The organism is Pseudomonas cucumis, from assembly GCF_030687935.1.
In the GTDB taxonomy this organism is placed as follows: Bacteria; Pseudomonadota; Gammaproteobacteria; order Pseudomonadales; family Pseudomonadaceae; genus Aquipseudomonas; species Aquipseudomonas cucumis.
Genome location: NZ_CP117454.1, coordinates 253955 through 268406, shown reverse-complemented (window position 1 = coordinate 268406; position 14452 = coordinate 253955). Strand labels below are relative to the sequence as shown.

The 14452-nt window shown below is 60.3% G+C and carries 12 protein-coding genes; 9 read left to right on the top strand and 3 right to left on the bottom strand.

Going from position 1 to position 14452, the window contains the following annotated elements:
* Positions 1-312: 312 nt before the first annotated feature.
* From PSH97_RS01150 to tauD, 7 genes are all read left to right on the top strand, one after another.
* Positions 313-2637 carry a Tex family protein gene (locus PSH97_RS01150; protein ID WP_305447774.1) on the top strand — a complete coding sequence of 775 codons (2325 nt, stop codon included), beginning with the start codon at positions 313-315 and terminating at the stop codon, positions 2635-2637.
* On the top strand, positions 2637-3020 hold the full coding sequence (locus tag PSH97_RS01145; protein ID WP_305447773.1) for a PaaI family thioesterase: 384 nt from the start codon (positions 2637-2639) through the stop codon (positions 3018-3020). Before PSH97_RS01150 ends, PSH97_RS01145 begins: the two co-directional genes overlap by 1 nt.
* Positions 3021-3313: 293 nt before the next feature.
* Complete coding sequence (gene gshA / locus PSH97_RS01135) at positions 3314-4897, top strand: glutamate--cysteine ligase (RefSeq protein ID WP_305447772.1); 1584 nt, start codon at positions 3314-3316, stop codon at positions 4895-4897.
* Positions 4898-5165: 268 nt separating this feature from the next.
* Complete coding sequence (gene tauA / locus PSH97_RS01130) at positions 5166-6143, top strand: taurine ABC transporter substrate-binding protein (protein WP_305447771.1); 978 nt, start codon at positions 5166-5168, stop codon at positions 6141-6143.
* 16 nt (positions 6144-6159) lie between these two features.
* Positions 6160-6954, top strand: coding sequence for a taurine ABC transporter ATP-binding subunit (gene tauB, locus PSH97_RS01125; RefSeq protein WP_305447770.1), 795 nt, complete (start codon positions 6160-6162; stop codon positions 6952-6954).
* Positions 6951-7784 (top strand): taurine ABC transporter permease TauC, encoded by an 834-nt coding sequence (tauC, locus tag PSH97_RS01120; RefSeq protein WP_305447769.1) that lies wholly within the window; start codon positions 6951-6953, stop codon positions 7782-7784. The genes tauB and tauC overlap by 4 nt, the downstream gene beginning before the upstream one ends.
* 70 nt (positions 7785-7854) lie before the next feature.
* Entirely contained in the window at positions 7855-8697 is an 843-nt protein-coding gene (gene tauD / locus PSH97_RS01115) for a taurine dioxygenase (RefSeq protein WP_305447768.1), read from the top strand.
* Between the two features lie 107 nt (positions 8698-8804).
* Here the strand turns inward: tauD and mgrA are convergent, their stop codons facing one another.
* Together mgrA and PSH97_RS01105 are read right to left on the bottom strand one after the other, a co-directional pair.
* Positions 8805-9842 carry an L-glyceraldehyde 3-phosphate reductase gene (gene mgrA / locus PSH97_RS01110; RefSeq protein ID WP_305447767.1) on the bottom strand — a complete coding sequence of 346 codons (1038 nt, stop codon included), beginning with the start codon at positions 9840-9842 and terminating at the stop codon, positions 8805-8807.
* A 268-nt stretch (positions 9843-10110) separates the two neighbouring features.
* Entirely contained in the window at positions 10111-11001 is an 891-nt protein-coding gene (locus PSH97_RS01105; protein WP_305447766.1) for a LysR family transcriptional regulator, read from the bottom strand.
* Positions 11002-11124: 123 nt separating this feature from the next.
* Here PSH97_RS01105 and PSH97_RS01100 point away from each other — a divergent pair, with 123 nt between their 5' ends.
* Together PSH97_RS01100 and PSH97_RS01095 are read left to right on the top strand one after the other, a co-directional pair.
* Positions 11125-11865 carry an SDR family oxidoreductase gene (locus PSH97_RS01100; protein ID WP_305447765.1) on the top strand — a complete coding sequence of 247 codons (741 nt, stop codon included), beginning with the start codon at positions 11125-11127 and terminating at the stop codon, positions 11863-11865.
* Between the two features lie 162 nt (positions 11866-12027).
* A complete protein-coding gene (locus PSH97_RS01095; protein WP_305447764.1) occupies positions 12028-12288 on the top strand; it encodes a hypothetical protein in 261 nt (86 codons plus the stop codon).
* A 25-nt stretch (positions 12289-12313) separates the two neighbouring features.
* Here the strand turns inward: PSH97_RS01095 and betT are convergent, their stop codons facing one another.
* Entirely contained in the window at positions 12314-14269 is a 1956-nt protein-coding gene (betT, locus tag PSH97_RS01090; protein WP_305449732.1) for a choline transporter BetT, read from the bottom strand.
* Positions 14270-14452 lie beyond the last annotated feature (183 nt).

The following is a 14452-nucleotide window of genomic DNA, read 5'->3' as shown; positions in this document are numbered from 1 at the left end:
CGCACCGTGTGCATTGTTAGCAGATTTTTCCTTCACCGCCAGAAAACCCGGCATTGTGCCTACAACTCGCGATGCCCCGAATGGACAGAACGCTGGTTATAATGCGCGGCCTTTTGTGTCAGGCAACGTCTGATCGTTACTGTAAGCAGCCTCTTTTTTTTTTCATGGCGCTGGCAGTAATTGTTCGATTTCACGGGTCAACGGGAAGCCTGTTGGCTCAGGTAGCGGCGCACGCCAGGCCGCTCAACCAGACTCGCCGAGCCTTTATCTATGCGCCTGCGAGCCTGCTTTCACAATTTGTCAGGTGGTTTTATGGACAGCATCAACAGCCGCATCGCCGAGGAACTCGGTGTACGCCCACAACAGGTCGAAGCGGCCGTCGCGCTACTCGATGAAGGCTCTACCGTTCCCTTCATCGCCCGCTACCGGAAAGAAGTGACCGGCAGCCTCGATGACATCCAGTTGCGTCATCTGGAAGAGCGTCTGCGCTACCTGCGAGAACTCGACGAACGGCGTATCAGCATCCTCGCCAGCATTCAAGAGCAGGGCAAACTGACCCCGCAACTCGAACGCGACATCAAACTCGCCGACACCAAGACCCGCCTCGAAGACTTGTACCTGCCATACAAGCAGAAGCGCCGCACCAAGGGCCAGATCGCCCTGGAAGCCAGCCTCGGCGAGCTGGCCGACGGCCTGTTCAACGACCCGACCCTGAACCCTGAAGCCGAAGCCGCGCGCTTCATCGACGCCGAAAAAGGCGTGGCCGATGTGAAAGCCGCCCTTGAAGGCGCCAAGTACATCCTCATGGAGCGCTTCGCCGAAGACGCCGGCCTGCTGGACAAGTTGCGCAACTACCTCAAGCAGGAAGCCACCCTCAGTGCCCGCGTGATCGCTGGCAAGGAAGAGGAAGGCGCCAAGTTCCGTGACTATTTCGAACACGACGAACCGCTGAAAAGCATGCCATCGCACCGCGCACTGGCGATTTTCCGTGGCCGCAACGAAGGCATTCTCAGCTCTGCACTGAAAGTCGGCGATGAACTGCCGGGCACCATGCATCCTTGCGAAGGCATGATTGGCCAACAATTCGGCATTCAGAACCAAAACCGCGCCGCCGACAAATGGCTGGGCGAAGTGGTGCGCTGGACCTGGAAGGTCAAGCTCTACACCCACCTGGAAACCGACCTGCTGGGCGAGCTGCGCGATGGCGCGGAAACCGAAGCGATCAACGTGTTCGCACACAACCTGCATGACTTGCTGCTGTCGGCTCCGGCCGGCCCGCGTGCCACCCTGGGCCTCGACCCGGGCCTGCGCACCGGTTGCAAGGTGGCCGTGGTCGATGCCACCGGCAAGCTGCTGGATCACGCCACGGTTTACCCGCACGTGCCACACAACAAGTGGGACCAGACCATCGCGATTCTGGCTGCCCTGTGCGCCAAGCATTCGGTGGACCTGATCGCCATCGGCAACGGCACCGCCAGCCGTGAAACCGACAAGCTCGCTGCTGAACTGATCAAAAAATACCCAGCCATGAAGATGACCAAAGTCATGGTCTCCGAGGCCGGCGCATCGGTGTACTCGGCGTCGGAACTGGCCTCCAAGGAATTCCCGGACCTCGACGTATCGATCCGTGGTGCGGTGTCGATTGCCCGTCGCTTGCAGGATCCACTGGCCGAGCTGGTGAAGATCGATCCGAAATCCATCGGTGTCGGCCAGTACCAGCACGACGTGTCGCAGCTGAAACTGGCACGCGGCCTGGACGCGGTGGTCGAGGACTGCGTGAACGCCGTGGGCGTCGACGTCAACACCGCCTCCGTGGCGCTACTGGCGCGCATCTCCGGCCTCAACGCGACCCTGGCGCAGAACATCGTCACCCACCGCGACGAGCACGGCGCCTTCAAAACCCGTGCGGCGCTGAAAAAAGTCGCGCGTCTGGGTGAAAAAACCTTCGAACAGGCAGCGGGCTTCCTGCGCGTCATGAACGGCGACAACCCGCTGGATTCGTCCGCGGTTCACCCGGAAGCCTATCCGCTGGTGCAGCGTATTGCCGCTGAAACCGACCGTGACATTCGCTCGCTGATCGGCGACGCGAGCTTCCTCAAGCGTCTCGATCCGAAGAAGTACACCGACGAAACGTTCGGCCTGCCGACAGTCACCGACATCCTGCAAGAGCTGGAAAAACCCGGTCGCGACCCGCGTCCCGAGTTCAAGACCGCCGAGTTCCAGGAAGGCGTCGAAGACCTCAAGGACTTGCAACTGGGGATGATCCTCGAAGGCGTGGTCACCAACGTGACCAACTTCGGCGCCTTCGTCGACATTGGCGTGCATCAGGACGGTTTGGTACACATCTCCGCGCTGTCGGAGAAGTTCATCAAGGATCCGCGCGAAGCGGTGAAGGCCGGTGATGTGGTCAAGGTGAAGGTCATGGAAGTCGACATCCCGCGCAAACGCGTTGGCCTATCGATGCGCATGAGCGACACCCCGGGCGAGAAGATCGACGGTGCCCGTGGCGCACGTCCGGGTTCGGCACCACGCCAATCCCAGAACACCGCACCGCGCAAGGAAACCACGGCACCGGCCCCGGCCAACAACGCCATGGCCTCGCTGTTCGCTAACGCCAAACAGTTGAAAAAACGCTGATGGAGATCCCGGCGGGCTTGACTGAGAGCGCGTTTTTCAAGCTGCTGGGGTGTCGCTTGCACAGTCTGGAAACCGGGGTGGCGCAAGTCGCCCTGGCGCTTGAACCAGAACTGCGCAATCGCGGCGGCAAACTGCACGGCGGCGCTTTGTTCAGTCTGGTGGACATTGCCATGGGGCTGGCCTGTTCCAGCACCCACGGCTTTGACCAGCAGAGCGCAACCATCGAGTGCAAGATCAACTACATCCGCGCCGTCGCCGACGGTGAAGTGATATGCACGGCGCGGGTGATCCACCCGGGCCGCCGCACGCTGGTGGTCGAAGCCGACGTGATGCAAGGCGACAAACTCGTCGCAAAAGCACAAGGCACGTTCGCTGTCCTGTAGCCCCCCATCATCAATTTGAGTTAATTTCGGCGCTGTGACTGCAGCGTCGGAGTTTTCTGTGGGAGCGGGCTTGCTCGCGAAGGCGGTGTGTCTGGCGACTTCAATGTTGACTGACACGCCCTCTTCGCGAGCAAGCCCGCTCCCACAGGGGATTGCGGCGATCAATCTCTGGCTGGCTGACAGCAGGCCAGTGCGGCCCGAAAACCAGGCGAAAACGCCAGTTTCAACTTCACCCTTGTAGACCGTCTTGCCCACCCCCATATTGGGGCGACTGACGCGTGAAGGAATCCAACTTGAGCGAACTTCTCAACCGCCGCCTGGCTCTGCTCGGCGAGCGCGCTAACCTCTCTCTGCTCGAACAGTGCCTTCACGGCATCGAACGTGAATGCCTGCGCGTGACAGGCGAAGGGCGCCTGGCGCAAACGCCGCACCCCGAAGCATTGGGTTCCGCGCTGACCAACGAACAAATCACCACCGACTATTCCGAGTCGCTGTTGGAGTTCATCACGCCAGCTCTGCCAGACCCGGCGGATACCCTGGCGAGCCTCGATAAGATCCATCGGTTTGCCTACAGCAAGCTAGGCAACGAGTACCTGTGGAGTCCCTCGATGCCGTGCCCGTTGCCGGCCGAGGAAGACATCCCGATCGCTTATTACGGCACCTCCAACATCGGTCAGCTCAAGTACGTCTATCGCAAGGGCCTGGCCCTGCGTTACGGCAAGACCATGCAGTGCATCGCCGGGATCCACTACAACTTTTCCCTGCCGGAAAAGCTCTGGCCGCTGCTAAAAGAGGCTGAAGGCTTTGTCGGCACCGATCGCGATTATCAGTCGTCGGCCTACATCGCGCTGATCCGCAACTTCCGTCGCTACAGCTGGCTGCTGATGTACCTGTTCGGCGCCTCGCCTGCGCTGGACGCCGGTTTCCTGCGTGGTCGCTCGCATCAACTGGAACAGCTGGACCCGGACACCTTGTACCTGCCGTACGCCACCAGCTTGCGCATGAGCGATCTGGGTTACCAGAGCAACGCCCAGGCTGGTCTGACGCCGTGCTACAACGATCTGACCAGCTACACCGACAGCCTGCGCAAAGCGGTGGCCACGCCTTACCCGCCGTACGTCGAGATCGGTACGCACCAGGACGGTGAGTGGGTTCAACTCAACACCAACATCCTGCAGATCGAAAACGAGTACTACTCCAACATCCGTCCGAAGCGCGTGACCTATACCGGCGAACGGCCGATCCAGGCGCTGGTGGCCCGTGGCATTCAGTACGTCGAAGTGCGCTGCCTGGACATCAACCCGTTCCTGCCGATGGGCATCGACCTCACCGAGTCACGGTTCCTTGATGCGTTCCTGTTGTATTGCGCGCTGAACGACAGCCCTCTGCTGACCAGCACCAGCTGCGGCAACGCGACGTCGAATTTCCTCAGCGTGGTCAAGGAAGGTCGTCGTCCGGGCCTGCAATTGCAACGCGACGGACACCCGGTAGACCTGAAGGAATGGGCCGGCGAATTGCTGGAAAAGATTGCGCCATTAGCGGCATTGCTGGATCAAAGCCATGGCGGCGATGCCCACAGCAAGGCACTGGACGCACAACTGGCCAAGGTCAAGGACTCGTCCCTGACACCATCGGCTCAGGTGTTGGCGGCGATGGCCGAGCACAAGGAAAGCTTTGCCCGGTTCTCCTTGCGTCAGAGTCAGGTGCATGCGGAATTTTTCCGTAGCGAGCCGCTTTCAGGCGAAGAACAGGCTAGATTTGAAGAGCTGGCGCGCTCGTCGCTGGCTCAACAAGTGGAGCTGGAACAGAACGAAGTCGGCGATTTCGATGTGTTTGTCGGGGCGTATCAGGCGAGTATTCTGGCGATCAGCAACTAGACTCAGAAGATCCTGCGGACCTTATCGCGGGCAAGCCTCGCTCCGATCGTTCCCACGCTCTGCGTGGTAATGCCTCAAGGGACGCTCCGCGGTGACGCGGAGCGTCACCGGCTGCATTCCCACGCAGAGCGTGGGAACGATCGACAACGGCCTCTCTTAGAATTTTCCGCTCATAAGATAATTCGAAAAAGTTATTTATTTTCTGATTCTTATATCATTTAGTCTCCTTTTCACGCCGACTCTCGGTCGCCTGACAAGGAGCTTCCCGATGAAACTGACTTCCCCTCTTCGCCTCCTGGCCGCCGCGTTTCTGGCTTCGGCGAGTTTCCTGGCTCAGGCGGCAGATGTGACCGTCGCCTACCAGACCACCGTTGACCCGGCCAAAGTCGCCCAAGCCGACGGCACCTACGAAAAAGCCACCAAAGCCAACATCGACTGGCGCAAATTCGACAACGGCGCCGACATCATTGCCGCCATCGCTTCCGGCGATGTGCAAATCGGCTACCTCGGCTCCAGCCCCCTGACGGCGGCAATCACCCGCAAAGTACCGGTGGAAACCTTCCTCATCGCCACCCAGATCGGTGCCGCCGAAGCGCTGGTCGCTCGCGACGGTTCCGGGATCAAGACTCCACAAGACCTGATTGGCAAGAAAATCGCCGTACCGTTCGTATCCACCGGCCACTACAGCCTGCTGGCCGCGCTGAAACACTGGAACATCGACCCGTCGAAAGTCACCGTGCTCAACCTTGCCCCGCCAGCCATCATCGCTGCGTGGAAACGCGGTGATATCGACGCCACCTATGTGTGGGATCCAGCTCTCGGCGTGGCCAAGGAAAACGGCAAAGTGCTGATCACCTCGGGCGAACTGGCCAAGTTCGGCGCACCGACTTTCGATGCCTGGATCGTGCGTAAGGATTTCGCCCAGAAGCACCCGGAAATCGTCACCGCGTTCGCCAAAGTGACCCTCGATGCCTACGCCGACTACCGCAAAGACCCGACAGCCTGGCTCGCCAACCAAAGCAATGTCGACAAACTGGTGAAGCTCTCCGGTGCCAAGGCCAGCGACATTCCATTGCTGCTGCAAGGCAACGTCTTCCCGCTCGCGGCTGATCAGGTGATCACCCTCGGCGCGCCGACCACCAAGGCCATCACCGACACCGCCGTGTTCCTCAAGGAACAGGGCAAGGTCGAGGCCGTGCTGCCGGACTACGCGCCGTACGTCAGCGCCAAATACATCACCAATTGATCGGGAGTTAACCGCGATGGCTTTGCTTCAGCTGGAGCGCATCTGCGCACAGTACCCAGGCAGCACGGAACCTGTGCTGGCGGATATTTCCCTGAGCCTGGGGCCCCGGCAGTTGCTGGTCGCCCTCGGCCCGTCCGGCAGTGGCAAGACCTCGCTGTTGAACCTGATTGCCGGTTTCGTCGAGCCCACTGCCGGGCGCATCACCCTTGACGGCGTGCCAGTCAAAGGCCCGAGCGCCGAGCGCGGCGTGGTGTTTCAGGACGACGCCCTGCTGCCTTGGCAGGACGTGCTGGCCAACGTCGGTTTCGGCCTGGAACTGGCCGGCGCTCCGCGGGAAAAACGTGAACAGCGCGCCCGGGAAATGCTCGCGTTGGTGGACCTTTCCGGTTTCGAAAACCGCCGAATCTGGCAGCTCTCGGGCGGGCAGAAGCAACGCGTCGGCCTGGCCCGCGCCCTCGCCGCCGACCCTCGGGTGTTGCTGATGGACGAACCCTTCGGCGCCCTCGACGCCTTCACTCGCGAACAGATGCAGGAGCTGTTGCTGCAAGTCTGGCAACGCACTGCCAAACCGGTGTTCCTGATTACCCACGACATTGAAGAAGCGGTGTTCCTCGCCACGGATCTGATTCTGTTGGCGCCAAATCCTGGGCAAATCGTCGAGCGTCTGAGCCTGGACTTCGGTCAGCGTTACGCTGCCGGCGAATCGGCGCGGGCGATCAAATCCGACCCGCGCTTTATCGAAACCCGCGAACACGTGCTCGCCAAAGTGTTCTCCCAACGCAGTGCCGTCCAGCGGCAGGAGCGCGCATGAGCACCTATGAAATTCCCGCCGCGACGGTTAAACCGGGCTCGACGGTCATTGCGCTGCGTCGCAGTTTGAACACGCGCTGGATCAGCGTACTGACGCTGATCGCTCTCGTTGCCATTTGGTGGGCCGTCACTGCCACCGGTTTGATCGAACCGTTGTTCCTGCCGCCACCCTCCGCCGTGCTGCAAAAAGGCTGGCTGCTGGTGACCACTGGCTACATGGATTCGACTTTGTGGCAACACTTGGGCGCGAGCCTCAGCCGTATTGGCCTGGGCCTTGGTTTCGCCGCGTTGACCGCCGTGCCGGTCGGCATCGCCATCGGCCACAACCGCATCGCTCGCGGCATTCTCGATCCGCTGATCGAGTTCTACCGCCCGATTCCGCCGCTGGCTTATCTGCCGCTGATCGTGATCTGGTGCGGCATCGGTGAGTTGTCGAAAGTCTTGTTGATCTACCTGGCGATCTTCGCCCCGATCGCGATTGCCACTGCCACGGGCGTGCGCACCGTCGACCCGGCCAAATTGCGTGCCGCGCAGTCCTTGGGCGCGACTCGGGCGCAGTTGATCCGGTATGTGATTCTGCCCAGTGCCTTGCCGGACATTTTGACCGGCGTGCGGATTGGTCTGGGTGTGGGTTGGTCAACGCTGGTCGCCGCCGAACTGATCGCCGCCACCAGCGGTTTGGGCTTCATGGTGCAGTCGGCCGCACAATTCCTGGTCACCGATGTGGTGGTGCTGGGGATTCTGGTGATCGCGCTGATCGCCTTCGCCATGGAAATGGGCTTGCGGGCGCTGCAACGCAAACTGGTGCCATGGCACGGCCAGGCTCACTGAATATTCATTGTGGGAGCGGGCTTGCTCGCTCCCACAAACAGCTCGACGCCCCGGATTAAAGAGAACCACCATGAGCCACCTGACAATCGTCCCTTTAAGCTCCGCCCTCGGCGCGCAAATCAGCGGTGTCGATATCAGCCAGCCGCTGAACGTGGAACAACGCGACGCCATCGAGCAGGCACTGCTCAAGCATCAAGTGCTGTTCTTCCGCGACCAACCGATCGAGCCGCAGCAGCAAGCGCGATTCGCCGCCTATTTCGGCGACCTGCACATCCACCCGATCTACCCGAACGTGCCGGAGCAGCCGGAAGTGCTGATCCTCGACACCGCCGTCACCGACGTGCGGGACAACGCGATCTGGCACACCGACGTGACCTTCCTGCCGACCCCGGCGATGGGCGCGGTGCTCAGCGCCAAACTGCTGCCGGAATTTGGCGGCGATACGCTGTGGGCCAGTGGTATTGCGGCGTATGAGGCACTGTCCTCACCGATGAAAACTCTGCTCGAAGGGTTGACCGCCACTCACGATTTCACACGTTCCTTCCCGCTGGAGCGCTATGGCAATACACCGCAAGCTTTGGCCCAGTGGGAAGAAGCCCGGCGCAAGAACCCACCGTTATCGCACCCGGTGATTCGTACGCACCCGGTGAGCGGGCGCCGGTCGTTGTTCGTCAATGAAGGGTTCACGTCGAAGATCAATGAACTGTCGGAGACGGAAAGCGAGGTGATTCTGAAATTCCTGTTCGCCCACACCACACGGCCGGAATTCACCATCCGCTGGCGCTGGCAGAAAGACGACATTGCATTCTGGGACAATCGTGTGACCCAGCATCACGCGGTGGATGATTACCGCCCGGCGCGGCGGGTCATGCAGCGGGCAACCGTGTTGGGGGATGTGCCGTTTTTTCGGTGAGCCGATCGTTGAACGCCTCAACGGACGCTCTGCGCTCGGCTTTGGATGGGACGCGGAGCGTCCCGGGCGGCATTCCCACGCAGAGCGTGGGAACGATCAGTACGGAGTTACTCCGCCGTCGAAGGCTTCTCCCACAAATTGATCCCACCCTCTTGGGCAAACCGGTCAATCTCCGCCAGCTCTTCCACGCTAAAACTCAGATTCTTCAACGCCCCGACGTTCTCGATGATCTGCTCCGGCCGGCTCGCGCCGATCAGCGCCGAGGTCACCCGCGGGTCGCGCAGGGTCCAGGCCAGCGCCAACTGCGCCAGGCTCTGACCGCGGCGTTTGGCGATTTCATTAAGCGCCCGCACATGGGCGATGTTGGCTTCGGACAGGTGCGACGCCTGCAACGAACCACCGCCCGGTCGATTGACCCGCGCATCCGCTGGCACGCCATTGAGGTACTTGTCGGTCAACAGCCCTTGAGCCAATGGCGTGAAGGCGATCACGCCGGTGCCGAGTTCATCGGTGGTGTCCAGCAGGTCCTTTTCGACCCAGCGATTCAGCAGGTTGTAGGCCGGTTGGTGTATCAGCAACGGCACTTTCCACTCTTTCAGCAACCCAGCGATTTCACGGGTTTTCACTCCGGAATAGGACGAGATGCCGATATACAGCGCCTTGCCCTGCTGCACCGCAGTGGCCAGTGCGCTGGCGGTTTCTTCAAGCGGTGTGTCCGGATCGAAGCGGTGGGAATAGAAGATGTCTACGTAGTCGAGGCCCAGGCGCTGCAGGCTCTGGTCGAGGCTGGCCAATATGTATTTACGCGAACCACCGCCCTGACCGTAAGGGCCGGCCCACATATCCCAACCGGCCTTGCTGGAGATGATCAACTCGTCGCGGTACTGCTTGAAGTCTTCGCGCAGCAAACGACCGAAGTTGATCTCGGCGCTGCCATACGGCGGGCCGTAGTTGTTGGCCAGGTCGAAATGGTTGATACCGAGATCGAACGCCGTGCGCAGCAACGAACGCTGGGTATCGATCGGCGTGCTGTCGCCGAAGTTGTGCCACAAGCCCAGGGATAACGCCGGCAGCACCAGCCCGCTGCGGCCTACACGGCGGTAAGGGATGGAATCGTAGCGGTTTTCGGCAGCGGTGTAGGTCATCGAATCCTCTCTTGTCGGTCTTGAATGTGGTATCGACTGCTTTGCAAGTTGCCCAGCATACGCCGGACAAACGCCGATAAACCTCGGACTCGAGAAAATGCTGAAACGTTTCACAGATCTTCGACGGCTGAATAACTCCGTACTGATCGTTCCCACGCTCTGCGTGGGAATGTAGCCCGGGACGCTCCGCGTCCCATCCAAAGCCGAACGCAGAGCGTCCGTTGAGGCATTCCCACGCGGAGCATGGGAACGATCGGTGGGCCGGCAGTTACTGAGCCCCCGCAAACACCTCCCCCAACCAATCCACAAACACCCGAACCCGTGGCGACATGTGTTTGTTATGGGGATACAACACGGAAACCGGCATCGGTGGCGGTGGTGTGTCGACCAGGATTTCCTGCACCACCCCTTGGGAAATCAGCGTTTCCATTCGGTAACGCGGGCACTGTATAAGGCCCAGGCCTGCTATCGCCGAGGCTGCATAAATCTCCGCACCGAACACCGACAACGCGCCATCGATGGCCACTTCTTTCAGCTCGCCATCGATCATGAATTCAAACGGAAACAACTTCGCGGTGGTGCGCGAAACGTAGTTCACCGCGCGGTGTTTTTTCAGGTCTTCGAGGTTTTTCGGCTCGCCATATTTACGCAGGTAGGCGGGGCTGGCGCAGGTGATCTGGCGCAGGTTGGCGACACGTTTACCTATCAGCGCAGAGTCGCCCAAGGTACCGGCGCGTAACACGCAATCAACGCCTTCTGCGATCAGGTCGACGAAGCGATCGGCCTCGCTGATGGACAGTTCGATGTCCGGGTAACGCGCCATGAATTGCGGCAACGCCGGGATCACGAAGTGCTTGGCCAAGGTGCCGTGCAGGTCCACTCGCAACCGCCCTTTCGGCGCCACGCTGCGGAATGCCAGTTCGGCTTCTTCCAGTTCCGCCAGCAACTGCACGCAACGCAAGTAGTACGCCTCGCCATCCAGCGTAGGACGCACCTTGCGCGTGCTGCGCTCAAGTAAACGAGTACCCAGCCAGGCTTCGAACTGATTCAGTGTGTGAGTCAGGGTTGCCCGCGGCAGGTTCAGGTCATCGGCCGCCAGCGTGAAGCTGCTGCGCTCGTAGATCCGCACGAAAATCTTCATCGCTTTGACTTGATCCATGCGAGCTCCTGGCGGTCGATTGTTGGCGATTATTGAACAGTCAAGCCAACTCTCATGCATTTATCACCCTGAGTAAACATGTGAGTCTGGCTCCACTTCAAACCACTCCAAGGAATCAACGCCATGACTACTCAAACGTCGAAAGTTGCCATCGTGACCGGCGCCTCCCGCGGCATCGGCGCCGTGATCGCCAGACAACTCGCCAGCGAAGGTTTCGCCGTCGCCATCAACTACGCCAACAGCGCCACTGAAGCATCAAAACGGGTGGTGGAGTTGCGTCAGGCCGGGCATCAAGCCATAGCGGTCAAGGCAGACGTGGCCAATGCCGACGACGTGCGCCGGTTGTTCGACGAGACCGAAGCGCAACTGGGTAAGGTCGATGTGCTCATCAATAACGCCGGCATCCTCAAAGTGATGCCGCTGGCGCAACACACGGATGAACTGTTCGACCAGACTTTCAACATCCACGCGCGCGGCACGTTCAACACCTTGCGTGAAGCGGCAACCCGCCTGAACAGCGGCGGCCGGATCATCAACTTCTCCAGCAGCACCGTTGGCCTTAACTTGCCCGGCTACGCGGTGTACATCGCCAGCAAGGCAGCAGTGGAATCCCTGACCCAGGTGTTCGCCAAGGAAATGCGTGGTCGCAACATCACCGTTAATGCCGTGGCCCCTGGCCCGGTGGCGACTGAGCTGTTTTTGCACGGCAAGAGCGAAGAGCAGATCCAGAACTTCGCCAAAATGCCTCCATTGGAGCGTTTGGGTCAGCCGGAGGATATTGCTCGCGTTGTGTCGTTTCTGGTGGGGCCGGATTCGGCTTGGGTCAATGGGCAAATTCTGCGGGCGAATGGGGGGTTGGTTTAACTATGCTCGATGTATTGGGGTGAGCAGTAAGGGCCCCTTCGCGGGAAAGCCTCGCTCCTACAGGTTTTGTGCCAGACATGAACGACACTGAATGTGTAGGAGCGAGGCTTGCCCGCGAAGGCGGCCTCAAGGACAACACACACCTGAAGGCGGAACCGCATCATGCACACCACCATCATCATCTTCTTCGGCCTGGTCCTTCTGGCGCTGATGCTGTTCATCGGCGAGAAAATCGGTTTCCCCCGCCAGACCCTGGCCTACAGCTTTGTCGTGCTGTGGCTGGCGTTGACCTTGATCAACGGCGCGGTCGGCATGGTCAACGCCGGCCAGCCGTTGAGCACGGAACTGGTGGTGGGTAGCGCGGTATTCGGCGTACCGGTGGCGGCGCTGGTGTTGTTCATGGCGATGAGCACTGACGCCTGACAAGACGTCAGCGCCCCCTCCTCAATCAACGCACCAGATGCAGGAACTGCATGTGCCGTTCGTACTGGTCGAGGATGTCGTTGATCACCTGATCCTTGGTATAACCCACCAGATCGTAGTCCTGACTGCCCTCGCTCAAATGCACTTCGGCGCGGTGATAACGGCGGTTGTTGAGTTGCTTGGACCCCATGCCGCCCCGCGCGAAGGACGGGGTGAAGTACCCGCGCATCTGCACCTGATAAATGAACGGATGCAGCTCGCCATGACCGATCTCCAGGCTGACGTTGTCATTGGCCGGATCTGGCTGAGTGACCACGTGCAAGCCCTTCTCGACGAACACTGCCGTCACCTCTTCAATCGCCGGGCGCACCGTGGTATCGAGGAAGCGATAGACCTCATCGCGCGACGGGAAATGCACCGCCTGACTCAAGCGCTGACGCCAACCACCCCGCCGCGCTCCAGACACAGGCGCGAGGGAATGCAGTTGCGCGATCTGCTTCTGCGATTCCAGATAAAACGCCTTGTGCAGTCCCCACATCATCAGTAGCAAAATCATCGAGAACGGCAACGAGGTCAGCACCACCGCTGACTTCAATGCGTCGATGCTGCCGGAGAACAGCAGCGCGCTGGTCACCAGCGCAGTCATCGCGCCCCAGAACACTCGCAGCCATTTCGGCCCGTCTTCATCCGGGTTACCGCCCTTGGCGGACAAGGTCGACAACACCACGGTGCCCGAATCGGCGGAGGTCACGAAGAATACGAAGCTGATGAACACCGTGACCGCAATTACGGTTTTGCTCCACGGGTAGGTTTCCAGTAGCAGGTACAGGGTCATCGACGGGTTGTCGATGGCCGACATGCCGAGTGCGCTCATGCCGTGGTTGAGGACTTGGTCCATGGCGCTGTTGCCGAAGATCGACATCCACGCCAGGGTGAAACCGAGCGGGATCAGCAGCACGCCGAAGACGAATTCGCGGATGGTCCGACCACGGGAAATCCTCGCGATGAACAGGCCCACGAACGGCGACCATGCAATCCACCAAGCCCAGTAGAACACCGTCCAGCCGCCCAGCCAGTCGCTGGGTTTGTCATAGGCGTAAAGGTCGAAACTCTTCATCGGCAAGGCGCCGAGGTAATCCCCGATGTTCTGGATCAGCGTATTGAGCAAGTGCTGGGTAGGGCCGGCAAACAACACGAACAGCAGCAGCGCACAAGCCAGCAGCATGTTGATGTCGGACATCACTCGCACGCCTTTATCGACGCCGGACACCGCGACGATGATCGCCGCGCCCATCATCAACGTGATCAGGCCGACCTGAATCCACTGGGTATGAGCAATGCCGAACAGGTAGTCCAGGCCCGAGTTGAGGTGCAGCACGCCAAAGCCCATGTCGGCGCCGAGGCCGAACACCGTGGCGATGATGCCGAAGCCGTCCACCGCGTAGCCGATGGGGCCGTTGATGCGCTTGCCGATCAGCGGGTACAGCGCCGAACGCAGGGCCAGCGGCAGGTTATGTCGATAGGCGAAATAGGCCAGCGCCATGCCGACGAAGGCGAACACGCCCCAACCGTGCAGGCCCCAGTGCAGAAACAGAATCTGCATCGCCTGACGCGCCGCATCCGCCGTTCCGGCCTCGCCTTGCGGCGGTTGCGCCAGGTGCGTCAGCGGTTCGGACACGCAAAAGAAGAACAACGTGATGCTGATCCCGGCGGCGAACAGCATGCCGGCCCAGGACAGGTAGCTGAATTCGGGCTCGTCGTGGTCGGCACCGAGCTTGATCTTGCCGTAGCCGGACAAGGCGGTGACCACCACGAAGACCAGATACAGCGTCATCGCGAGCATGTAATACCAGCCGACCGTATTGGCCGCCCAGTTTTGCGCTTGCAACAGCCAGGCACCGGCCTGTTCGGGTATCGCCATGACCACCACGGCGAACAACAAAATAAAGGTCGCCGCGAAATAAAACACCGGCGGATTCATGCGGACCTGGCCGCTTGCGGAGGTGGACGGTGCACTCATGAAAGGGGCACCTCAAGGGGGTGAAACAGGGCAATCAATAACGGACTCGGCAAAGGCAAGCCTCCTGTTGTGAGCGGGCAGCAAACCGGCGGTTTAACTTGAATGAGCGTTCAAGTTAAACATGGATAGGGGGCTAAGGACTAA

Coding starts and splice junctions, on each gene's coding strand:
- betT (WP_305449732.1), bottom strand. CDS start 14,269: ATGAATCCGCCGGTGTTTTATTTCGCGGCGACCTTTATTTTGTTGTTC.
- tauA (WP_305447771.1), top strand. CDS start 5,166: ATGAAACTGACTTCCCCTCTTCGCCTCCTGGCCGCCGCGTTTCTGGCT.
- PSH97_RS01145 (WP_305447773.1), top strand. CDS start 2,637: ATGGAGATCCCGGCGGGCTTGACTGAGAGCGCGTTTTTCAAGCTGCTG.
- tauD (WP_305447768.1), top strand. CDS start 7,855: ATGAGCCACCTGACAATCGTCCCTTTAAGCTCCGCCCTCGGCGCGCAA.
- PSH97_RS01095 (WP_305447764.1), top strand. CDS start 12,028: ATGCACACCACCATCATCATCTTCTTCGGCCTGGTCCTTCTGGCGCTG.
- tauB (WP_305447770.1), top strand. CDS start 6,160: ATGGCTTTGCTTCAGCTGGAGCGCATCTGCGCACAGTACCCAGGCAGC.
- tauC (WP_305447769.1), top strand. CDS start 6,951: ATGAGCACCTATGAAATTCCCGCCGCGACGGTTAAACCGGGCTCGACG.
- PSH97_RS01150 (WP_305447774.1), top strand. CDS start 313: ATGGACAGCATCAACAGCCGCATCGCCGAGGAACTCGGTGTACGCCCA.
- mgrA (WP_305447767.1), bottom strand. CDS start 9,842: ATGACCTACACCGCTGCCGAAAACCGCTACGATTCCATCCCTTACCGC.
- PSH97_RS01100 (WP_305447765.1), top strand. CDS start 11,125: ATGACTACTCAAACGTCGAAAGTTGCCATCGTGACCGGCGCCTCCCGC.
- PSH97_RS01105 (WP_305447766.1), bottom strand. CDS start 11,001: ATGGATCAAGTCAAAGCGATGAAGATTTTCGTGCGGATCTACGAGCGC.